Source organism: Oceanomicrobium pacificus, from assembly GCF_009833495.1.
Classification (GTDB): Bacteria; Pseudomonadota; Alphaproteobacteria; order Rhodobacterales; family Rhodobacteraceae; genus Oceanomicrobium; species Oceanomicrobium pacificus.
Genome location: NZ_WUWG01000007.1, coordinates 92,530 through 113,622, shown reverse-complemented (window position 1 = coordinate 113,622; position 21,093 = coordinate 92,530). Strand labels below are relative to the sequence as shown.

General features: G+C 64.4%; 17 protein-coding genes. 5 read left to right on the top strand and 12 right to left on the bottom strand.

Going from position 1 to position 21,093, the window contains the following annotated elements:
* Nucleotides 1-82: 82 nt before the first annotated feature.
* The 6 genes from araD to chvE all read right to left on the bottom strand — a co-directional run bounded on the left by araD (nt 83) and on the right by chvE (nt 7,412).
* The gene (araD, locus tag GSH16_RS14655) at nt 83-1,828 is read right to left on the bottom strand and encodes an L-arabinonate dehydratase (RefSeq protein ID WP_160856354.1); all 1,746 of its coding nucleotides are present in this window, start codon (nt 1,826-1,828) and stop codon (nt 83-85) included.
* Nucleotides 1,825-2,592, bottom strand: a complete 768-nt coding sequence (locus GSH16_RS14650; RefSeq protein WP_160856353.1) for an SDR family NAD(P)-dependent oxidoreductase — start codon at nt 2,590-2,592, stop codon at nt 1,825-1,827. Before GSH16_RS14650 ends, araD begins: the two co-directional genes overlap by 4 nt.
* Nucleotides 2,589-3,560: an AraD1 family protein gene (araD1, locus tag GSH16_RS14645; RefSeq protein WP_160856352.1), complete on the bottom strand. Its 972-nt coding sequence runs from the start codon at nt 3,558-3,560 to the stop codon at nt 2,589-2,591. Before araD1 ends, GSH16_RS14650 begins: the two co-directional genes overlap by 4 nt.
* An 11-nt stretch (nt 3,561-3,571) precedes the next feature.
* Nucleotides 3,572-4,750: a multiple monosaccharide ABC transporter permease gene (gene mmsB, locus GSH16_RS14640; RefSeq protein WP_160856351.1), complete on the bottom strand. Its 1,179-nt coding sequence runs from the start codon at nt 4,748-4,750 to the stop codon at nt 3,572-3,574.
* Between the two features lie 11 nt (nt 4,751-4,761).
* Nucleotides 4,762-6,282 (bottom strand): multiple monosaccharide ABC transporter ATP-binding protein, encoded by a 1,521-nt coding sequence (gene mmsA / locus GSH16_RS14635; protein ID WP_160856350.1) that lies wholly within the window; start codon nt 6,280-6,282, stop codon nt 4,762-4,764.
* A 74-nt stretch (nt 6,283-6,356) separates the two neighbouring features.
* On the bottom strand, nt 6,357-7,412 hold the full coding sequence (chvE, locus tag GSH16_RS14630) for a multiple monosaccharide ABC transporter substrate-binding protein (RefSeq protein ID WP_160856349.1): 1,056 nt from the start codon (nt 7,410-7,412) through the stop codon (nt 6,357-6,359).
* A gap of 156 nt (nt 7,413-7,568) precedes the next feature.
* Here chvE and GSH16_RS14625 point away from each other — a divergent pair, with 156 nt between their 5' ends.
* On the top strand, nt 7,569-8,504 hold the full coding sequence (locus GSH16_RS14625) for a LysR substrate-binding domain-containing protein (RefSeq protein WP_160856348.1): 936 nt from the start codon (nt 7,569-7,571) through the stop codon (nt 8,502-8,504).
* Here the strand turns inward: GSH16_RS14625 and GSH16_RS14620 are convergent, their stop codons facing one another.
* On the bottom strand, nt 8,505-10,151 hold the full coding sequence (locus GSH16_RS14620; RefSeq protein ID WP_160856347.1) for a hypothetical protein: 1,647 nt from the start codon (nt 10,149-10,151) through the stop codon (nt 8,505-8,507).
* A gap of 424 nt (nt 10,152-10,575) precedes the next feature.
* Between GSH16_RS14620 and GSH16_RS14615 the strand changes: the two genes are divergently transcribed.
* From GSH16_RS14615 to GSH16_RS14605, 3 genes are all read left to right on the top strand, one after another.
* Nucleotides 10,576-11,724 carry a helix-turn-helix transcriptional regulator gene (locus tag GSH16_RS14615; protein WP_160856346.1) on the top strand — a complete coding sequence of 383 codons (1,149 nt, stop codon included), beginning with the start codon at nt 10,576-10,578 and terminating at the stop codon, nt 11,722-11,724.
* Nucleotides 11,725-11,849: 125 nt separating this feature from the next.
* Nucleotides 11,850-13,211, top strand: coding sequence for a hypothetical protein (locus tag GSH16_RS14610; protein WP_160856345.1), 1,362 nt, complete (start codon nt 11,850-11,852; stop codon nt 13,209-13,211).
* A 98-nt stretch (nt 13,212-13,309) separates the two neighbouring features.
* Nucleotides 13,310-14,944 carry a thiamine pyrophosphate-binding protein gene (locus GSH16_RS14605; protein WP_160856418.1) on the top strand — a complete coding sequence of 545 codons (1,635 nt, stop codon included), beginning with the start codon at nt 13,310-13,312 and terminating at the stop codon, nt 14,942-14,944.
* A 10-nt stretch (nt 14,945-14,954) separates the two neighbouring features.
* On the opposite strand, the gene GSH16_RS14600 is transcribed toward GSH16_RS14605, so the two are convergent.
* On the bottom strand, nt 14,955-15,920 hold the full coding sequence (locus GSH16_RS14600) for a helix-turn-helix domain-containing protein (protein WP_160856344.1): 966 nt from the start codon (nt 15,918-15,920) through the stop codon (nt 14,955-14,957).
* Nucleotides 15,921-16,035: 115 nt separating this feature from the next.
* Here GSH16_RS14600 and denD point away from each other — a divergent pair, with 115 nt between their 5' ends.
* On the top strand, nt 16,036-17,025 hold the full coding sequence (denD, locus tag GSH16_RS14595; RefSeq protein ID WP_160856343.1) for a D-erythronate dehydrogenase: 990 nt from the start codon (nt 16,036-16,038) through the stop codon (nt 17,023-17,025).
* Here the strand turns inward: denD and GSH16_RS14590 are convergent.
* The 4 genes from GSH16_RS14590 to GSH16_RS14575 form a co-directional block, all read right to left on the bottom strand.
* Nucleotides 17,022-17,873, bottom strand: a complete 852-nt coding sequence (locus GSH16_RS14590) for an ABC transporter permease (RefSeq protein WP_160856342.1) — start codon at nt 17,871-17,873, stop codon at nt 17,022-17,024. The two genes, denD and GSH16_RS14590, sit on opposite strands and share 4 nt — an antisense overlap.
* Before the next feature lie 7 nt (nt 17,874-17,880).
* A complete protein-coding gene (locus tag GSH16_RS14585) occupies nt 17,881-18,702 on the bottom strand; it encodes an ABC transporter permease (RefSeq protein WP_160856417.1) in 822 nt (273 codons plus the stop codon).
* A gap of 33 nt (nt 18,703-18,735) precedes the next feature.
* A complete protein-coding gene (locus tag GSH16_RS14580) occupies nt 18,736-19,845 on the bottom strand; it encodes an ABC transporter ATP-binding protein (RefSeq protein WP_160856341.1) in 1,110 nt (369 codons plus the stop codon).
* An 81-nt stretch (nt 19,846-19,926) separates the two neighbouring features.
* Entirely contained in the window at nt 19,927-21,003 is a 1,077-nt protein-coding gene (locus GSH16_RS14575) for an extracellular solute-binding protein (protein WP_160856340.1), read from the bottom strand.
* Nucleotides 21,004-21,093: the final 90 nt, after the last annotated feature.

Sequence of the window (21,093 nt, the reverse complement as noted above, 5' to 3'; positions counted from 1 at the left end):
TGACCCGGGCGACACGGCGCGGCGGTGGGGGCAGCCCACACCGCGTCGCCCGGGGCCGGCGCGCAGGACAGACCACAGGCAATCAGTGGCTGTCGCGCGGCACCTCATGGCCCCGGCTGCCAACCAGAAAGTCGAAATCGGCTCCGGTATCGGCCCCTTGGACATGGTCATGGAAGAGCTTGGCATAGCCCGCCGTCGGCACGTCATGGCGCGGCGTCCATTCCGCAAGACGCGCTTCCAGTTCCGCATCGGGAATGTCGAGATGGAGCCGGCGCGCGGCCACGTCGAGCTCGATCATGTCCCCGTCGCGGACCACCGCCAGTGGACCGCCCACAGCGGCTTCAGGCGAAGTGTGCAGCACGACCGTGCCATAGGCCGTGCCCGACATGCGCGCATCGGAGATCCGCACCATGTCCTTGATCCCCTTGCGGAGCACTTTCGGCGGCAAGCCCATGTTGCCAACCTCGGACATGCCGGGATAGCCGCGCGGACCGCAGTTTTTCAGGACCATGACGCAGGTCTCGTCAATGTCGAGATCCTCGTCCGCGATCCGCGCCTTGTAATCGTCGATATCTTCAAACACCACGGCCCGCCCGCGATGCTGCATCAACTCCGGGGTTGCGGCAGAGGGTTTCAGAACCGCCCCTTTCGGCGCGAGGTTGCCTTTCAGGACCGCCACGCCGCCGCTGCCGGTGAGCGCCTTCGACACCGGGCGGATCACCTCGGGGTTCCAGTTCTTCGCGTCGCGAACCTCGTCCCAGATGCTGGTGCCGGACACGGTCAGCGCGTCCTTGTGCAGAAGCCCGCCCTCGCCCAGCTGGCGCAGAACCACCGGCAGGCCGCCTGCATAGAAGAATTCTTCCATCAGGAACCGGCCGGAAGGCATCAGGTCAACGATGGTCGCCACGTCGCGCCCAAGCCGGTCCCAGTCATCAAGCGTCAGATCGACCCCGACCCGGCCCGCGAGCGCAAGCAGGTGGATCACCGCGTTGGTGGACCCGCCGATCGCGCCATTGGTGCGGATCGCATTCTCGAACGCATCGCGGGTCATCACGTCGGAAGGTTTCAGGTCATCCTTGACCATCTGCACGATCCGCCGGCCCGTCAGATGCGCCATGACCCGCCGCCGGCTGTCGACCGCCGGGATCGCGGCATTGCCAGAGAGCGCCATGCCGAGCGCCTCGGCCATGGAGGCCATGGTGCTCGCGGTGCCCATCGTGTTGCAGGAGCCGGGCGAACGGGACATGGCTTGTTCGGCCTCCAGGAAATCGTCATTGGTCAATTCGCCCGATTTGACCATTTCGGACATCTGCCAGAGCGCGGTGCCCGATCCGACCTCCTGTCCGCGCCACTTGCCGTTCAGCATCGGCCCGCCGGACACGGCAATGGCGGGAATGTCGACAGAGGCCGCGCCCATCAGCAATGCAGGCGTGGTCTTGTCGCAGCCGACCAGCAACACCACGCCGTCGAGCGGATTGGCGCGCAGCGCCTCTTCCACATCCATCGCGGCAAGGTTGCGATACATCATGGCCGTGGGCCGCAGCGCGCTTTCGCCGGTAGAGAAGACCGGAAACTCGAGCGGCAGGCCGCCGGCCTCGTAGATCCCGTGTTTCACCCGCTCGGCCAGATCGCGCAGATGCGCATTGCATGGCGTGAGCTGCGACCATGTATTGCAGATGCCGACAACCGGGCGCCCGTCGAACAGGTCCGCCGGCAGGCCCTGGTTCTTCATCCAGGAGCGGTGATAGATATGGTCGCGGCTGGTGCCGCCGAACCATTCGGTGGAGCGCAGTTTGCGCGGCCATTCGGCCGGTTTGAAGCGGCTCATACCCAGCCTCCGTCTACGATGTAATTCTGTGCCGTGCAGCGCGCCGACACGTCCGAACCGAGGAAGAGCGCCATCTGGGCGATATCCTCGGGCAAGACCGGGTCAGGCAGGCACTGGCTGGTTCGGATCTTTTCCTTGGCCGCCTCGTCGACCCAGAGACGAAGCTGCTTTTCCGTCATCACCCAACCCGGCACGAGCGTGTTGACGCGGATCCGGTCGGGTCCGAGTTCACGGGCAAGACCGCGGGTCATTCCATGCACGGCCGCCTTGGCCGCCGCATAGACCGGATAGCCGCCGGCGGCCATCATCCAGCCGACGGACCCGAAATTGATGATCGACCCGCCGCCGGCGCGCCGCATCCCCGGTGCGACCGCCTGCACTGCAAAGAGCGCGTGACGCAAGTTCACGGCCATGCCCGCATCGAAATCCTCAGGCGTCAGCCCGTCGAGACTGTGCCGCTGGTCATTGGCGGCATTGTTGGCAAGCACGGTCACCGGACCGTTTAGGTTGGCAATCTCGGACATGGCGGTCTGGTAGGCGGAGATGTCGGTCAGATCGCACGGGGCAAAGGTGACCGACCCGGGACCGGAGGCAAGCTCGGTGGCCAGCGCAGCCCCGGCATCCGCATCAATGTCGACAAAGCCGACTCGCGCGCCCTGCGCGGCAAAGGCCCGCACGAGCGCGGCACCGATCCCCGTCGCCCCGCCCGAGACGAGGACCGACCGGTCCGCAAGGTCGGGATATCGGGCGCTTCGGTCGCTCACAGCGCAACCACCTGCGGTGCGGCGCCACGGTCCTGCGCCAGCGGGTTGCGCAGCGCCTGCCCGAAATCGGGCGCTTCGATCTCGAACATGTCGCCGGGTGCGGTCTCGATCCCGTCTGCGAAGGACAGGGTGGCCGTGCCGAACATATGCACATGCAGATCGCCCGGCTGGCAGAAAAGGCCGTACTTGAAATGGTGATGTTCGAGATTGGCCAGCGAATGGGACATGTTGTCTTCGCCCGACAGGAAAGGCTTTTCCCAGATCACCTTGCCATCCCGCAGGATGCGCGACATGCCGCGCACATCCGCCGGCAGGTCACCGGTGCGGATTTCCGGTCCGAAGCTCGCGGGCCGGAGCTTGGAATGGGCCAGATAAAGGTAGTTGATCCGTTCCGTCACATGGTCGGAAAACTCGTTTGAGAGCGCAAAGCCGAGACGGAACGGCTGCCCGTCCGCGCCGATCAGGTAGATGCCCGCGATCTCCGGCTCCTCGCCCCCGTCGAGCGCGAAGGCGGGCGAGGTGAGCGGCTGGCCCGGCGCCACGGCGACCGCGCCGGTGCCCTTGTAGAACCATTCGGGCTGGACACCGGTCTTGCCCGCATCAGGTTTGCCGTCCTCCAGTCCCATCCGGAACATCTTCATGCTGTCGGTCAGATCCTCGGCCGATGCGTCGGCATGCATCGCGTCACGGGTTGAAGCCGAGCCCAGATGCGTCAGCCCGGTGCCGGTCAGGAACATATGTGCCGCGTCCGGATGGCGTATCGGGCAATCCAGCAGCCCCCCTTCGGCAAGGGCGGGAAGGTCGACCGCGTCGCCGAGACCACGGGCCGTCACCTCCGCGGCAATCCCGTGTCCTGCGGCAATGGCCCCTTGCGCAAGGTCGTATGTGCCCCGCGTGTCGCGCACGATCCGGGCCTCTTCGCCGACCCGCCAGATCACATCGCCCGTATGGGTTTGGGACAGGAACATCGCAGGTCTCCTCAGCTCGATTTGTTCTTGTTGTAGACATCGAAAATCACGGCTGCGAGCAGCACCAGACCCTTGATGACCTGCTGCCAGTCGATCCCGACACCGAGGATCGACATGCCGTTGTTCATCACACCCATGATGAAGGCGCCGACCACGGCCCCGATGATCTTGCCGACCCCGCCGGACATGGACGCCCCGCCGATGAAGACAGCCGCGATGACGTCAAGCTCGAAGGCCAGACCGGCTTTCGGCGTTGCCGTGTTGAGACGCGCAGCAAAGATCAGGCCTGCCAGTGCCGCCAGCATCCCCATGTTGGCAAATGTCAGGAAGGTCAGCCGCTCGGTGTTGATGCCGGACAGTTTCGCCGCTTTCTCGTTGCCGCCGAGCGCGTAGATCCGCCGCCCCACCGTCGTGCGGTTGGTGATGAACGTGTAGACCATCGTCAGCACCGCCATGGTGATGAGCACATTGGGCAGCCCGCGATAGGTGGACAGGAGGTAGGAGACATAGATGATCGCCGCAGCCACCAGACCGTTCTTGATCCAGAAAACCGGACCGGGCTCGTCCACGGTGCCGAATTTCTGCTGCCGTGCCCGTTCGCGCAGCCCGAGCGCCACAATGGCGAGCGCCAGAACGATCCCGAGCAGGAGCGCGGTCAGGTTCGGTTTCCCGCTGCCGAATATGTCGGGCACGAAGCCAGTGGACAGAAGCTGGAAGCTCTTGGGGAACGGACCGACGGACTGGCCGGCGAGCAGCCAGAGCGTCAGGCCCTTGAAGACCAGCATGCCTGCAAGCGTCACGATGAAGCTCGGGATCTTCCAATAGGCGATCCAGTAGCCCTGCGCCGCGCCGATGATCGCGCCGGTGACAAGACAGATGGGAATCGTCAACCAGACCGGCAGGTCGTAATTCACCATCATCACCGCCGCCATCGCGCCGATGAAGCCGACGACCGAACCGACCGAGAGGTCAATATGGCCCGCAACGATAACGAGGAGCATCCCCAGCGCCATGATGATGATGTAGCTGTTCTGAAGGAAGAGGTTCGTCAGGTTCACGGGACGCATCAGCGTGCCCTCGGTCATGAACTGGAAGAAGACCATGATGACGACCAGCGCCACCAGCATCCCGTATTCGCGCAGATGGCTTTTCAGAAAGCCGCCCATCGAGGTTTCATTTTGCTCGGACATTTCACTCTCCCTCAGGCGCTCACGATCATCGACATGATCTTTTCCTGGCTGGCTTCCGAAGCGGCCAGCTCCCCTGCAAAGGCGCCTTCATTCATCACGTAGATCCGGTCACACATGCCCAGCAGTTCCGGCATCTCGGAGGAGATCATGATGACCCCTTTGCCCTCTGCCGCGAGCTGGTTGATGATCGAATAGATTTCATATTTCGCGCCGACATCGATGCCGCGTGTCGGCTCGTCGAGGATCAGCACGTCGGGCTCGGCAAAGAGCCATTTGGCCAGCACGACCTTCTGCTGGTTGCCCCCTGACAGGTTCACGACCTGCTGGAAGATATTGGGCGTGCGGATGTTGATCTTCTGGCGGTAATCCTCGGCCACGCGGCGCTCGGCCGTATCGTCGATCACACCGCGCGCCGACACGCCGGGCAGGTTCGCCAGCGTGATGTTGCGCGCAATGCTTTCCTCCAGCACGAGGCCGAGGCTCTTGCGGTCCTCGGTGACATAGGCCAGCCCGGCATCCACCGCGCGGTCGATGGTGGACAGATCCACTTCCGTTCCATTGAGCCGCGCCGTGCCGGAAATGTTCTGCCCGTAGGACCGGCCGAAAACGCTCATTGCCAGTTCGGTGCGCCCCGACCCCATCAGACCGGCAATGCCGACCACTTCGCCGCGTGCGACCCGCAGGTTCACGTCGCGGATCAGGTGCCGTTCGGCATGGTCCTGATGGTAGACATTCCAGTTTTCCAGCTCGAACAGTGTCTCGCCGATCTGCGGCACACGTTCGGGATAGCGGTGCGCCATGTCACGCCCGACCATGTCGAGGATGATCCGGTCCTCCGAAATCGTTTCGGCATGGCAATCGAGTGTGGAAACCGTCGCCCCGTCGCGCAGCACTGTGATGCTGTCGGCCACACGGCTGATCTCGTTGAGCTTGTGGGAAATCAGGATCGAGGTGATCCCCTGTTCCCGGAATTCCATCAGGAGGTCCAGAAGCGCCTGGCTGTCATTTTCCTGCAAGGAGGCGGTCGGCTCGTCGAGGATGAGGAGCTTCACTTCCTTGGACAGCGCCTTGGCGATCTCCACCAGCTGCTGCTTGCCGACCCCGAGCGCGTCGACAAGTGTCGTCGGCTTTTCGCGCAGACCGACCTTTTTCAGCAGCGCTTCGGTGCGGGCGAAGGTCTCCGGCCAGTTGACCACGCCCTTCGGCGCAATCTCGTTGCCAAGAAAGATATTCTCCGCAATCGACAGGAGCGGCACCAGCGCCAGTTCCTGATGGATGATGATGACGCCTTCGCGTTCGCTGTCGGCAATGCCGTTGAACCGCTGTTCGGCGCCGTTGAACAGGATCTCGCCCTCGTAGCTGCCATGCGGATAAACGCCGCTCAGCACTTTCATCAGGGTCGATTTTCCTGCGCCATTCTCGCCCACGAGCGCGTGGATCTCGCCGCGGCGGACGCGCAGGTTGACATCATCCAGGGCCTTCACGCCGGGGAAGGACTTGGTGATGCCGCGCATCTCCAGAATCGTGTCCATGATCGTCTTTCGTCAGATACGGGGTCCGCCCGGGGAACGGGCGGACCCCAAAGTTACACGTTGGACCCCGGGACTTACTGGACTTGGTCCGCCGTGTAATAGCCGCTGCCGATCAGGATCTCTTCCCAGTTGGACGCGTCGACCGACACCGGCTCCAAGAGGTAAGAGGGCACGACCTTCACGCCATTGTCGTAGGTCGAGGTGTCGTTGATCTCCGGCTCTCCGCCTTCGAGCACGGCATCGACCATACCCACGGTGACACGGGCCAGTTCGCGCGTGTCCTTGAAGACGGTGGAATATTGCTCGCCGGCAAGGATCGACTTGACCGAGGGCACTTCCGCATCCTGACCGGAGACGATCGGCATCTGCTGGTCGCCCGAGCCGTAGCCGACGCCCTTGAGCGAGGACAGGATACCGATCGACAGGCCGTCATAGGGCGACAGGACGCCGTGAACCGGCTTGTCGGTGTAATGGGCGGACAGGAGGTTATCCATCCGGGCCTGCGCGACCGCGCCGTCCCAGCGCAGCGTGCCGACCGTATCCATGCCCATCTGGCCCGACACGATGACGACGTCACCGCTGTCAATCAGCGGCTGCAGGACGGACATGGCGCCGTCATAGAAGAAATAGGCATTGTTGTCGTCCGGCGAACCGCCGAACAGTTCGACATTGTACGGACCATCGCCGAACCGCTCTTTCAGCCCGTTCACGAGCGAGGTGGCCTGCTGCACACCGACCTTGAAATTGTCGAAGGTCGCATAATAGTCGACATGGGCGCTGTCGCGGATCAGACGGTCATAGGCGATGACCTTGATGCCGGCCGCGTTGGCATTTTCCAGCGCGTTGGACAGGGTGGTGCCGTCGATCGCGGCGATCACCAGCGCATCCACACCCTTCACGATCATGTTCTCGATCTGCGCGAGCTGGTTGGGGATGTCATCCTCGGCATATTGCAGGTCGGTCTTGTAGCCGGCGGCTTCGAACTGCTCGACCATGGAATTGCCGTCGGAAATCCAGCGGGCCGAGGATTTGGTCGGCATGGCAATGCCGACATAGCCGTCGGCAATGGCTGCCGAAGCGGCCACGAGGCCAAGTGCCGCGCCGGCGAGAAGCGTTTTCAGGTTCGTCATGTGATCCTCCCGGTCGGGACACCTCTCCCGGGTGCCCGACATGTTTCTTCAGTGTCCGGGATGCGCGAGACGCGCGATCCGCGCTTCTTGTTGCAACGGCAATGCATATCATTCAAATAATAATATGAGCAATTTACATATCAAAAATGGTATCTCATGGACGCGCCCCTCAATCTCAAACTGTCCCACTTCCGGCTGATGGCGGCCCTGTCGGACAAGGGCAGGCTCGGGCTCGCCGCGCGGGAGATCGGCGTGACGCAGCCGGCCGCCTCCCGCCTGCTGGCCGAAGCCGAACAGATCGTCGGCAGCAAGCTTGCGGTGCGCCACGCCCGCGGCATGGACCTGACGCTGACGGGCCGTGCGCTGGCGCGGCGGTCGCACAATATCCTCGTGGAGATGGCCGACATGTCCGAGGAGTTGCGCAGCCTTGGGCGCGGCTATGGCGGCGTGGCGCGGATCGGCGCGGTCACCGGTGCCGCACTCGGCTATGTGGTGCCCGCGCTCCGGCAGCTGCGGGCAGCGGCAAGCAAGGTCGAACTACAGCTCGACGTGGCCCCGTCGGAGCAGCTCTTGCGCGGGCTGGAGTCAGGGCGGCTCGATATCATGCTGGGGCGCCTGCCGCCCGATGCCGACCCGGCCGATTTCATCCTGCACAGGGCGCGGCCTGAAAGGGTGGAACTGCTGGTGCGGGATGCGCATCCGCTCTCCGGACGGGCGTCGATCGGACTGGAGGAACTGTCGGAATTCGACTGGGTGCTGACGCCGCGCGCAATCCCGATCCGCGGTGCGGTCGAGAGCGCGTTCCAGGCCGCAGGCGTGCCCCTGCCCCACTGTTCGATCACCACATCCTCGCTTCTGGCGGTGATCGCCCTCCTCGACCGCTCGACCGCCATCGCGCCCGTGGCGGGCGAGGTGGCGACATTGCTCACCAAGGTCGCGCCGACCGGCTTGCGCCGGTTGCCCCTGCGGGAGGAGATCACGGTCAGTCCCTACAGCGTCATCACCATGCGGGAAAGACGGCTGACCCCGCTGGCGGCACGGTTGCGGAACCTCGTGGTCGAGGAATTGCGGAGTCCGGACACTGGCGGCTGATCAGTTGAGGGGCGGCGGTGTGTTGCGGGTGAAAATCCACGCATGCGGCGTCTCCGCAGCCAGATGGGGGAAATTCTCCTCGCCGATCTTGTCCAGCACCAGCGCATGGGCGTCGGGCTTGCTGGGGCACTTCGGCACGATCAGCGTCTCCACCGTGTCGAAGCCTGCCTCGCCGCCATAGTACCAGATCGAAATGCCGGTCGGCCGTTTGATATCCTCGACCAGCCAGAGGTGATTGAATGCATCCGCGATCAGCCAGTTGCTTTGGGCGAGCGGCTCCAGATCGCGGATTTCTTCCGCAAGTATCGCAGACACGCGGGTATGACCCGTTGTGCTGGCGCAATGGGGCATCAGCACGCCGGAGAATGTCTTGGTCTTGAACGCATCCCGCAGAACCTCGTCGATCTCGTCACTTTCCAGAAGCTCGGGATCATTGCTCGCGTCCAGTTCGGTCTTCCAGACGATGTTTGCATTGGTCGGACGGACATAGACCCCATCCAGATAGTGATCATCGTCGAGTTCGGCATATTCGGACGTGTTCACGCCCCCGAGCCTCAGGGAAGATTGCACGACATTCAGTGTACTCACCGCGACCAGTGCCAATGCAAAAGAGCCGAGGCCGATGAAACTGCGATAGCGCTGGTCACGCTCCGGGTCGACCAACTCGGCAAAGGTGAAGAACGCGATGCCAAGAAAGATGAGCCACTTCGGATCGTTGCCCCAGTTTTGATAGGTTGCGAACATGAAGCCCGCGAACAGCAGGCCCGCCACGATCGCATCAGCCTTCAAACCGGCGCGCCAGACCAGCACCACGAAGGTCGACGCGACAAGCGTGCCCAACATGAACGGGACCCCAAGCAGGATCGAGACAAGGTCATTGCCCGGCGCGACCCGAAGCTCCGACTTCATCATCAGGATGAGGTCGTTGACATAGTTCACCCAGAACATCAGGTCGCCGACGATCAGCGGCACGGCAACAATGATTGCGCCGCCAACCAGCAGGGCCGCGCCGATGGCACGCCAGTCCGGGCGGGCGATGACGGTGGCGATCATCGCCGGAAGAAGGGCGACGAAGAATGTCGCCTTGAGCAGAACCAGAACGCCCACGGCGCAGCCGACAACGATCCCGTCTGCAACTGTCGTTCTTTGCCCGTCCTGCCGCGGGAACAGTAGGAGCGTCGCGACGATCAGCGCCAGCACCCAGCCCCAGCGGTTGTAATACATGGAAATCGAGATCCCCGCGAAGGACCCGCCATAGATGAGTGCGGTCATCCAGAACATGCAGATCAGGACGAAGCCAAGACCGATGATGTAGCTGCACCGGGTTGCGGCCGTGTGCACCGCAAGCGGCAGCACGATCAGCGCCGCCAGATATTGCGCGGCGAGCAGCGCGAGGCCTGCTGGCATCCCGAAATCGAGAAACAAGGCGATCGGTGAAAAGGCGAACCATCCGAGCGGCGTGTGGAAATCGCGGTGGATCGTCTCCCCCTCGACCATCCGCCAGGCCGCATCGAGCGCATGGACCGCATCGACCGGATGGGTCGTCACGAAAAGCCCGAAATTCAGAAAGGTCAGAAACCCGATGCTGAACAGCAATAGTCCGGCGATCAGGTAGTAGTTCAGAGCACGCGCGCGAATGTCCTGCATTGTCTGCCCCAGTCTGTCCTTGCCCGCCTGCATGTTGGCGCAAAACCGTCAGCGGAACAATCCATAGGAGCGGCCGTCGCGCGGATTGTCGGGCGCCGAAATTCCAGTGGTTAATGATTTTGGCGCGCGATGTGATGTTCGACACTGGCAGGATTTTGCCGACGGTGGTAATATCCTTGACAGATAACGGGCCCGGACTTGCCAAATATTACCCGGCACCTTCCGGCGAATATATTTTGTTCCAGCCTGCCCGAACCGCGAACCGGGACTACCGGTCTTGCCCCCTCAACGAACTGAAATGTGTCCGGCGCAGTCCGCGCCCAACAATCATTCCGGATCGAGGCTGCGGCATTCACCCGCAATCCGTCGGCAGTCAGTGGTGGTCGGCGGACGTTCCGCCGAATTGGTAAAGTGGTGCAGCGTTATGGACACGACAGATCTGGTGCGTCCTGTCGAACTGGAAGCAATCTACGACGGAGCCCTGACGGGCCATCTCTTCGAGACGATCCTGACCCTTCTGAAGGACCTTCTGCCCGACGCGGCGGTGATGGTGCTCGGGCAGGACACGGTCATTCCCGGCAACAATTTCCTGCTCCAGCGCGGTCTGGGCGAAGATGCGATGCGCAGTTTCGCAACCGACCTTGTTGTGCAGAACCGCTGGTTCGAACGCCAGTGGCGCGAGCCGGAGGGTCGGGTCTTTCACGACACGGACATGATCGACCGCGCGACCTTCAGGAAAACGGCCTACTACAAGGACTGGCTGTCGCTCTACGGTCCGCTTGTCTGCGCGACCGGTCTGGTGATCCAGCGCAGCGACACGCGACAGATCGTGCTGGAACTGCGCTTTCCCGAGACTGCCGAGCCGCGGCAGCGGGCGCAGGCCGCGCGGGTGCTCGACCAAATCGGGCCGCATCTGGTGCGGGCTGCGCGGATCTTCCGCATGACCCATCGCCATCCGCTCGACAGCGAACATGCGGCCCATCTGCTCGACCTTCTGTCCCTGCCGGTCTTCATCGTCGATCCGAGTTGCCGGACCCGCAGCCTCAACGCGCGGGCGGAACAGATGACGCGGCGGATGGAGAACCTGCTGATGACGGCGGACGGCTACCTTCACGCCATCGATCCGGGTGCGGAGAAAGAGATGCGCGACACGATCGCGCGGCTCGCCAGTGGCTATCGCCACGGCAGCGAGGTCCTGTCGCTGGCCGGACGCGACGGGCGGAAATTCTTTCTGTCGGTGACGCGGATCGAAAGCAACGGCCCGCGCGGCGGGGCGGTCGACCATTTCGATCAGGACCCGGTCCGGCTCGCCATCATCGCGCAGGAGGCCCATGTGCCCCTGTCCCTGTCCCATGACGCGCTCTGGCGGGCCTTCCGGCTGACCAATGCCGAAAGCGAACTTGCGCTCGCATTGCTTGACGGGCGCACGCTCGGCGACTGTGCGCAGGACCGGCATGTCTCGAAACAGACGGTGCGCAACCAGCTTGTCTCGATCATGCGCAAGACCGAATGCCACCGCCAGCAGCAGCTCGTCGCATTGCTCACCCGGCTGGCCATTTCCGCGAGCGCCTGAGGTTTCCTTCATTTTTAGTCGGTTTTGAGATACACTCGACCCAATGCCCGGTTGGCCCCGGGCCTCGGCCGCATGGGCCTACCGGACCGTCAACCCCGGCAACAGACCGGGCGTGGGAGGCAGTCATGCGTATCGATGCAGGCCCTGTTCTACTTCTGTCGATGATCCTCGTGGCCGGTGCGCCGGCCCCCGCACAGGACCAGCCGAACCTGTCGGTAACCGCCATGCCGCAAGGCCGGCTTCTTGGCGCCGGCGGCGGCGTGGCCATCGGCAGCTACGGCCTGCCGGACTGGACCGTTTGGGATGGCAGCCCGGAGGGCGGCACCGCCGATCTGGGTGTCCAGCTGATCGGACCGCAATTCGGGATCGGACTGGCATCGCGCCCCTTCGAGTTGGGCGGTCGCACCTACTACATGGAATATGAAGGCAATTTCGCCTTCGGAGCCGGGTCGAGCAGCGCGACGACGCGCTACAGCAATGATAGCGGGCTCAGTTTCGGGACGGGCGCGTCCTCCGACTTCACGATAGATCTGCAGACAAGTGCGGACGGCAGCGGTGCGACGGCCAGCGGCGATGCGTCGATCCTCGATCTTGCAGGCGGCACCGCCACGATCTCCTCGCTCGCCTCGTCGCTGCCGGGTCTTGGCAATGCAATCACACAGTTCGCCTTCTCCCCCACCACGACCGGCACCGGCGGGATTTTCGTCGGGCTGGTGACGGACGGCGCAGACCCCGCATCCTCGGCCTTCGGGCTGGCCTTCGACCGGAGCGGTTATTCCGCGGTCGGCGTGGGCGACCTGTCCCAGACGACCTTCACCGCGAAGCTCGAAGAGGACATGTTCCTGACCCGGCATCAGGTGACGCTGGCCGCACCCCTGGAGATCGGGGGGGACTGGCAGATGACCTATCGGGCCGGGCCGGTCTACCGCTATCTGAAACGCGACACGACGATCACCAGTTCGGTTGCCACACGGTCCCCGGATCCGGACGTCGCGCCGCTGCCGGTCTTCGGCGCGCGCGAAACAAGCGACATGCGCGCACACTATCTCGGGGCGATCGTGGGTGCGGGCGTCAGCCGCAGCATCCGCGACAACTGGAACCTGCGCTTCGCACTCGATGCCGGGCTCTCGGCCTATCGCGCCAGCTATGACGGGCAGACGAACTTCCTGCTCGGCACGCAGGATTCGGGGGAAAGCATGTCGATGAGCGACGATGTGAACGGCACCGCCTATCACGGACGGCTGACGGGCAGCCTCAGCTACAATCTGCGGCCCGGCATCATCCTGTCGCTCGACCTGCACGCCGACTACCTGTCCGATGTGCCCTACATCCAGACGGACGTGTCGGGCGGCACCGGGGCGAGCTTTTCCCCTGACGGGCGGCAGGTCCAGTCCACCGGAACCGGCAGCACGCGCGCGACCAACCGGTTCGGCACGACAAGCATGACGAGCTACGGCGCGGGCATCTCTTTCGTCAAACTCTTCTGACAAACGCTGCTCCGGAAGCCCCGGCAGATCGGAAATATGCTGGCAATCCGTGCCGCGATCGGCAAACCTGCCGGCAAAATCCGGAGGGGCCGATGACAATGAGGCATGGCGGGCAGATCCTTGCCGACCAGTTGAAAATTCAGGGCGTGGACCGTGTGTTCTGCGTGCCGGGCGAGAGCTATCTGGCCGCGCTCGACGGTCTGCACGAGAGCGGCATCGAGGTCGTGACGGGCCGAAACGAGGGCGGCGTCGCAATGATGGCGGAGGCAGACGGCAAGCTTACGGGGCGGCCCGGTATCGCTTTCGTGACACGTGGTCCGGGCGCGACCAATGCCAGCGCCGGCGTGCATGTCGCCTTTCAGGATTCAACGCCGATGATCCTCTTCATCGGTCAGGTGGCGAGCGACCAGCGCGACCGCGAAGCTTTCCAGGAGGTCGACTATCGCGCCATGTTCGGCCCGCTTGCCAAATGGGTGGAATCGATCGATCGGCTCGACCGGTTGCCGGAATATCTGAGCCGCGCCTTCCATATCGCCCAGTCGGGCCGTCCGGGGCCCGTCGTGCTCGCCCTGCCGGAAGATATGCTGTCCGGCCAGGCAGAGGTGGCCGACGCGAAAGCGGGTCGCGCGGCGATCCATCCGGCCGGGATCGAGGATGCGCGCCGGGTCATCGCCCTTCTTGAAGAGGCCGAACGCCCCTTCGTGATCGTGGGCGGCGGCGGCTGGTCGGCCGGCGCACGCGATGATCTGGCGACTTTCGCATCGCGGTTCGACCTGCCGGTCGGCACCTCGTTCCGCTGTCAGGACTATCTCGACAACCGACATGACTGCTACGCCGGTGATGTCGGAATCGGGATCAATCCCGCGCTGGCCGCGCGGGTGCGCGACGCCGATCTGCTGCTCGTGCTCGGCGCGCGTCTGGGCGAGATCACGACGAGCGGCTACAGCCTGATCGACAGTCCCGACCCGAAACAGCGGCTTGTCCATGTCCATGCCGACCCTGAGGAACTCGGCCGCGTCTTCAATCCCGAACTTGGCATTGCGACCCGCGCGGCCGACCTGCTGGCGGCACTGGCCGCGCTGCCCGCACCGGCGCAAACCCGGTGGAGCAGCGCCCGTGCAGCCGCGCGGGCCGACTATCTGGCTTGGCAGGAGCCCGACCCGACCCCCGGCAATTTGCAGCTCGAGCATGTCATTACGCATCTGAACGACGTGCTCGGCGATGATGCGATCCTGACCAACGGCGCGGGCAATTACGCAACGTGGCTGCACCGCTACTACCGGTTCCGCGGCTGGCGCACCCAGCTTGCCCCGACGAGCGGGTCCATGGGCTATGGCCTGCCCGCCTCGGTGGCCGCCAAGCTGCGCCACCCTGAACGCGACGTGATCTGCTATGCCGGTGACGGCTGTTTCCAGATGTCGATGCAGGAATTCGGCACCGCCTGCCAATATGGCGCGAACATCATCGTGCTGATCTCCAACAACGGCATGTATGGGACGATCCGGATGCATCAGGAGCGCAGCTATCCGGGTCGCGTCTCGGGCACACGGCTGACCAATCCGGACTACAGGGCGCTGGCTGAAAGCTATGGCGGGCATGGCGAATGCGTGACGGCGAATGCGGAATTCGCGCCGGCGCTTGCGCGGGCGCGGAAGTCAGGCAAACCCGCGATCATCGAGTTGCGCATCGACCCATCCGCGCTCGGCACTCGGCTGGTGCTCGACCGCCCCTAAGATATTGGCGTCAGGCCTGCACCCGCCAGAACCGGTACCGGTCCTGCCCGCTGATTTCCGTGATGAGCCCGGCCTCCGCCCAGCGGAGCAAGGTTCGGTTTGCAGCCTGCTGGGTCACACCGGCCTCATCCTGCACGAGGTTCGCGGTGACAAGCCCGTGGCGCAGGAACAGCGGGACCAGCGCCTTGGGAAGCTTGCCCTGCATCCGCGCAGCCTGCGCGGCAGCGCGGGACTGCCATTCGCCGAGCCGTGCCAGTTCCCGCAACCCGTGGCCGGTGGCCGCGGTCGCGGCCGCGAGCCAGCGCCCGAGCCGCGCTTCCGCCCCCTGCCCCAGATGGCGCAGCGCCAGCCGGTTGCCGGAAAGGAGCGGCAGAAAGCGCAGTGCCGGTGCATCGGCCGCTCCGATCCGCGCCGCCACGACCGCGGCCTCCACCATGTCTCCGGGGTCCGACAGTTCGCGCCAGTGCCAGAGCGTATAGGCCGCGAGTGCGCGTGTGACCGGATGCAGGCCGCGCAGGCGCTCCATGTCCTCGCACCATCCGGCGGCTTCCTCGGCCCAGGCTGCGCCGGTCGCTCGCGCGATGGTTGGCAGCAGGACCGGGTCGATCCGCTCCGGGCTGGCGAGACCAAGAAAAGATCTGAGCCCTTCAGCTGTGCCGAGATCGGCATTGAGCGCCACTGGGCCGCAAAGCCGCCGCGCCGCCCAGGCCGCGCGCATCAGTCCCCCGCCCTGCCCGACATGGCCGTGACGCCACATGGTCAGCTGTTCCAGGCCCACGGGCGCGCCTTCAGCCCATGTCAGGTCGGCCACCTCGCGCTCGGCCAGACGCGCGACAAAGCCCGGGTCGGCGCCCGCGCGTTCGTCAAGCCGCGCAAGACCGGCCGCCGCGCCCGCCAATTCGCGTGGCCAGGCGGCCTCTGCCCGCGCCCAAAGCGCGGGGTCCGACAGGTCCTCTTGGGCAAGCGCATCCTCCATGCCCTTTGCCTAGCAGAAAGCGGTGGCGCTAACGAACTTTTTCACAAAGCCGAAGAAATACCGTGACAGGCGCGGATACCGCCCACAGACTGCGCCAAAAGAACGGGAGGCACTGATGCGCATTTTGATCCTTGGCGCCGGCGGGATGATCGGGCGGAAACTGGCGGCAGCGCTCGCACAGGACGGGCTCGGCGGCCAGCCGGTCGATGAGATGGTGCTGGCTGATATCGTCGCGCCCGCACCGGTCGCTCTGGCGGGCGGCGGTCCGGTCAACTGCCTTGCGGTCGATCTGGGTGCTGACGGCACAGCCGAAGCGCTCGTTGCCGCGAAACCGGATGTGATCTTCCATCTCGCGGCCATCGTGTCCTTCGAGGCGGAGCAGAATCTGGAGAAGGGCTACCGCATCAATCTCGACGGGAGCCGCGCGCTTTGCGACGCGATCCGGGACCAGCATGCCACCGATCCGGCCTATTGCCCGCGCTTTGTCTTTGCCTCTTCGCTCGCGGTCTTCGGCCCGCCCTTCCCCGATCCGGTGCCCGACAGCTGGACGCCGACGCCCGCCACCTCCTACGGCACCCAGAAGCTGATGATCGAGGCGCTCGTCAACGATTTCAGCCGCCGCGGCATCCTCGACGGGATCAGCCTGCGACTGCCGACGATCTGCGTGCGGCCCGGCGCACCCAATGCCGCGGCGAGCGGCTTTTTCTCCGGCATCATTCGGGAGCCGCTGACCGGACAGGAGGCCGACCTGCCCGTGCCGCGCACGGTGCGGCACTGGTTCGCCTCGCCCCGGGCGGCGGTCGGGTTCATGTGCCATGCTGCCGCGCTCGACACGGGCCAACTCGGGCCGCAGCGGGCGCTGAACCTGCCCGGCCTCTCTTGTTCGGTCGGCGAACAGATCGACGCGCTGGAACGGGTCGCGGGCGCGGCGGTGGTCGCCCGGATCAAGGAGCGGCCAAACCCCGACATCGCGCGGATCGTCGACGGCTGGCCGGCGGCTTACGCGCCGGAGCGCGCGCTGGCGCTTGGTTTCCGCGCCGAGATTAGCTTTGACGAGATCATCGAGATCTTCATCGCCGACGAACTGGACGGACAGATCGCCTAGCGCCGCCGCTGCACGAGGATCATCACGAGCGCCAGCGCCGAGGAGCCGACCATCAAGAGAAGCGACACGGCGTTCAGCACCGGTGTCGAGCCTTCTTTCATCCGGTCGAACATCTCGATCGTGAGCGGCGCGTCGGAACCGACCAGCATCAGCGTCGTGTTGAAATTCTCGAAACTCATCAGGAAGGCCACCACGGCCGAACCGACAAGTGCCGGCGCCAGATAGGGCAGCGTGACCGTGCGGATCGCGGTCAGCCGTCCCGCGCCGAGCCCCATGGCGGCTTCCTCCAGCGAGCGGTCGAAATGGCGCAGGCGTGCCAGAATGACGAGTGTCGCGATGGTGGTGATGAAGGAGAACTGGCCGAGCACCACAAGCGCAAGACCCGGCCGCAGCAGTTCCAGATCATAGCCGAGCCGGTCCTCCACCCCGTTGGCGACGGTGGAGGAAAAGACCAGGATGGAAATGCCGAGGATGATCCCGGGGATCACCAGCGGCAGCAGCATCAGGACATAGAGCAGCCCCTTCAGCCGGAACTCACGCCGGTCGAAGAGAAACGCATTACACAGGCCCACGCCGACAGACAGGAGCCCCACGGCCACGGCCACCGTGGCGGAGGTGCCGATCGCGCGCAGGATCGACCGCTCGTGGAACAGGCCGCGTTTCGGGCGTTCGTCGCCGAAGAACCAGTCCCACGTGAACCCTTCCCACGGCAGAGCGGGAAACAGGCTGTCATTGAAGGCAAAGACGGACACGGTCACGAGCGGCAGCGCAAGGTAGAGGAAAAAGAGCGTCACATAGGCCCGATAGGACCAGCGGATGGCTGCGGGTTGGGGAATGGTCGGGATCATCGCGCGCTCACCCCAATGTTTTCTCAAGCGTCTGGCCGCTCAACTTCAGGGCCGCCCAGACGATGAAGGAGGACAGCGCCAGCAGCAGGAAGCCGAAGGCCGCGCCGAGCTCCCAGTTGAAGCGCACGATGAACTGCGAATAGATCATCTCGGTGAACCAGAGGCTGTCTTTCCCGCCGAGCATGGTCGGTGTCAGGTAGTTGCCGAGCGACAGCATGAAGACCACGATCGAACCCGACACGATGCCCGGCACCGCGTGGGGCAGGATGATCTCGCGGAAGACGGTGAACCCGTTGCCGCCAAGGTCATAGCCCGCCTCGACCAGACTGTCGTCGAGACTCTGCAGTGTCGTCACCAGCGGCACGACCATGAAGAGCATCGAGGTATAGACCAGCCCTACCATCATCGCCGCATCGTTGTAGAGCATCTCCACCGGCCCGTCGGCGAGGCCCGCCCATTGCAGAACCGAGGAAAAGACACCGGTTTCGCGCAAGAGGATCATCCAGCCGAATGTCCGCACCAGTTCGGATACCCAGAAGGGTACGAGGCAGAACAGGAAGAGCACCCCCTGCCAGCGGCCGCGCGCCACCTTCGCGATGAAATAGGCGACCGGAAAGGCGATGACGAGCGTCAGCGCGGTTGCAAGGACCGACATGATCGCCGTGCGCGCGAAGGTGCGCAGGTAGAGTGGCTCTGTGAAGAAGGCGGCGTAATTCGCGAGCCCGTATTCATATTCGCCCACCCCGACCCGCGTGCGCAGCGACACGAAGAACATGTCGATATGCGGCAGGATGATGAGCAGGCCCAGCCAGAGCAGGACCGGCAGCATCAGGAGCCAGAGCGAGAGGCGCGCGGACACGGGTCAGTTGCCCGCGTCGGGGAAGCAGACGAGCTTGTCCGCGCCCCAGCTGACCGCGATCCGGTCGCCCGCACGGACCGACTGGAAGGCGCCGGTTTGCGGCAGGGCCGCATCCAGTTGCGCGGCTGTGCCGTCTACCGTCAGTCGCAGGTGGCTGTTGGCGCCGTTGAAATAGACCGTGTCCACGGTGGCATCGAACCGGTTGCGCCCGTCCCCTGACGCGCCCGTATCACCGAGCGAAATACTCTCGGGCCGCAGGAAGGCTGTCACCTGCCCGCCCGGCGCGTCCGGCAGGCTGGCCACCGAACAGGTCAGCCCCTCTGCCGTGCGGATCGTGCCCCCGTCGCCCGCACGGGTCTCGACCGTCGCGGTCCAGCGGTTGCTGTCGCCGACAAAGCCCGCGACAAACCCGGTCGCCGGCGCATGATAGAGTTCCGGCCCGGTGCCGATCTGTTCGAAGCGCCCGGCATTCATCACCGCGATCCGATCCGACATGACGAGCGCCTCGCCCTGATCATGGGTGATGTAGACAAACGTCGTATCGAACGCGGCTTGCAGGGCCTTCAGTTCGACCTTCATATGTTCCCGCAGCTTCAGATCGAGCGCGCCGAGAGGTTCGTCGAGCAAAAGCACATCGGGCTCCATCACCATGCAGCGGGCAATGGCGATGCGCTGCTTCTGGCCGCCGGACAGCTGGTCGATCCGCCGGTCGCCGGTGCCGGGCAGGCCGATCCGGTCGAGCACGGCGGTGATCTTTTCGTCCCGTTCGCTTCGGCCCAGGCCCTGACGGCGCAGCCCGTAGCCGATGTTTTCCGCCACGCTCATCATCGGGAAAAGGGCGAGATGCTGGAACACCATGTTCACAGGCCGCCGGTTGGGCGGCACATCGAGCACCGAACGCCCCTTGATCAGGATGTCGCCCGCACTTGGCGGCTGGAAACCCGCGATCATCCGCATCAGGGTGGTCTTGCCGCAGCCTGACGGCCCGAGGATCGAAAAGAAGGACCCGGGCGGCACATCGAAACTGACATGGTCCACGGCGCGCGTGTCTCCAAAGTCGCGCACGATATCGCGGCATTCCAGATCGGGCGGCGTGACGGGGCTTTCGGTCATCCGGGACTCAAATTCTGTATCGGAACAAATGGATAGCGGCCGGCCCCGACATGCAGGGCCGGCCGCGGATAGGCGCGTCTATCAGTTGGCTGCTTTCACGCGGTCGAGCGCAGCGCCCTCGATCGCTTCCAGCCCGGCCGGTACGGTCGGATACCATTTGATATTGTCGATCGCCTCCTGCGGGAAGCTCGCCTGGAAACGGGCTTTCAGCTCATCATCGGCGAATTCGTCCGCGCCGTTCGACGCGGTGAAATTGCCCGCGCTCGCGGTGATCATCGCCGCGATTTCGGGCTTCATGACGAAGTTGATCCACTTGTAGGCCGCATCTTCCGCCTTGGTCTTCTTCGGCAGCGCGAACGTGTCGATCCAGCCGAGCGCACCGGAAGCCGGCGCCACGAAGGTGATGTCGGGATTTTCCGCGTTCAGCTTCCAGCCGCCCGTATCCCACGCCATCGACGCCACAACCTCACCCGAGCGCAGCAGGCCCATCAGCTGGTCGCCGCCGTCCCAATAGGCTTTCACGTTCGCCTTGCACTCGATCAGCTTCTCTTCGACCTGCGCGACAATGTCGGAATAGGCCGCTTCGTCACCATAGGCAGCGAACGGGTCCAGCCCCATTGCATAGGCGAAGCCGATCAGCGTCGGGCGCTTCAGTCGGTAGGAAACCTTACCGGCAAACTCCTCGTTGCAGAGGTCGGTATAGTCCGCGACCGACCCGGCCTCGGCCGTGTTCACCACTAGACCGCTCGTACCCCAGACATGCGGCACGCCATAGACCTCACCGTCGACGGTGGTGTTGGCCTTCGTGGCTTCCAGCATCGATTCGATGAAAAGCCCGGTTTCGATCTTCGACAGGTCGATCGGCTTGTAGATGTCGAACTCGGCCTGCGGGCCGGCGATCCGGTCCTGGCTCGGCTGTGCGAGGTCGAACCCGCCGCCGCCGGTGGCGCGTAGCTTGGCGATCATTTCCTCGTTGTTGGATTTGGTCACCTCGACCTCGATCCCGGTCTCTTCGGTGAACATCTCGATCACCTCCTCGGGCGCATAACCCCCCCAGGTCAGAAGGCGCAGCGTTTCGGCCGAAGCGGAGGTGGACAGGGCGCCGAGGCCCAGAAGCGTGGCAACCGTGCCGCGCAGGATAGTTCCATTCGTAAGCATCTCACATGTCCTTTCGATTGGTCCGGTGCGGACCTTAGCCCGAAAAATCCGGGTCGTGGCGAGAATTAATCTGCGCGGATGAAAGTTTTT

Excerpts from the sequence above, each read along its gene's own strand:
- chvE (WP_160856349.1), bottom strand. The coding sequence starts at position 7,412 with ATGACGAACCTGAAAACGCTTCTCGCCGGCGCGGCACTTGGCCTCGTG.
- GSH16_RS14625 (WP_160856348.1), top strand. The coding sequence starts at position 7,569 with ATGGACGCGCCCCTCAATCTCAAACTGTCCCACTTCCGGCTGATGGCG.
- araD1 (WP_160856352.1), bottom strand. The coding sequence starts at position 3,560 with ATGTTCCTGTCCCAAACCCATACGGGCGATGTGATCTGGCGGGTCGGC.
- GSH16_RS14605 (WP_160856418.1), top strand. The coding sequence starts at position 13,310 with ATGAGGCATGGCGGGCAGATCCTTGCCGACCAGTTGAAAATTCAGGGC.
- mmsA (WP_160856350.1), bottom strand. The coding sequence starts at position 6,282 with ATGGACACGATTCTGGAGATGCGCGGCATCACCAAGTCCTTCCCCGGC.
- GSH16_RS14600 (WP_160856344.1), bottom strand. The coding sequence starts at position 15,920 with ATGGAGGATGCGCTTGCCCAAGAGGACCTGTCGGACCCCGCGCTTTGG.
- GSH16_RS14575 (WP_160856340.1), bottom strand. The coding sequence starts at position 21,003 with ATGCTTACGAATGGAACTATCCTGCGCGGCACGGTTGCCACGCTTCTG.
- denD (WP_160856343.1), top strand. The coding sequence starts at position 16,036 with ATGCGCATTTTGATCCTTGGCGCCGGCGGGATGATCGGGCGGAAACTG.
- GSH16_RS14585 (WP_160856417.1), bottom strand. The coding sequence starts at position 18,702 with ATGCTGCCGGTCCTGCTCTGGCTGGGCCTGCTCATCATCCTGCCGCAT.
- GSH16_RS14580 (WP_160856341.1), bottom strand. The coding sequence starts at position 19,845 with ATGACCGAAAGCCCCGTCACGCCGCCCGATCTGGAATGCCGCGATATC.
- mmsB (WP_160856351.1), bottom strand. The coding sequence starts at position 4,750 with ATGTCCGAGCAAAATGAAACCTCGATGGGCGGCTTTCTGAAAAGCCAT.
- araD (WP_160856354.1), bottom strand. The coding sequence starts at position 1,828 with ATGAGCCGCTTCAAACCGGCCGAATGGCCGCGCAAACTGCGCTCCACC.
- GSH16_RS14610 (WP_160856345.1), top strand. The coding sequence starts at position 11,850 with ATGCGTATCGATGCAGGCCCTGTTCTACTTCTGTCGATGATCCTCGTG.
- GSH16_RS14620 (WP_160856347.1), bottom strand. The coding sequence starts at position 10,151 with ATGCAGGACATTCGCGCGCGTGCTCTGAACTACTACCTGATCGCCGGA.
- GSH16_RS14590 (WP_160856342.1), bottom strand. The coding sequence starts at position 17,873 with ATGATCCCGACCATTCCCCAACCCGCAGCCATCCGCTGGTCCTATCGG.
- GSH16_RS14615 (WP_160856346.1), top strand. The coding sequence starts at position 10,576 with ATGGACACGACAGATCTGGTGCGTCCTGTCGAACTGGAAGCAATCTAC.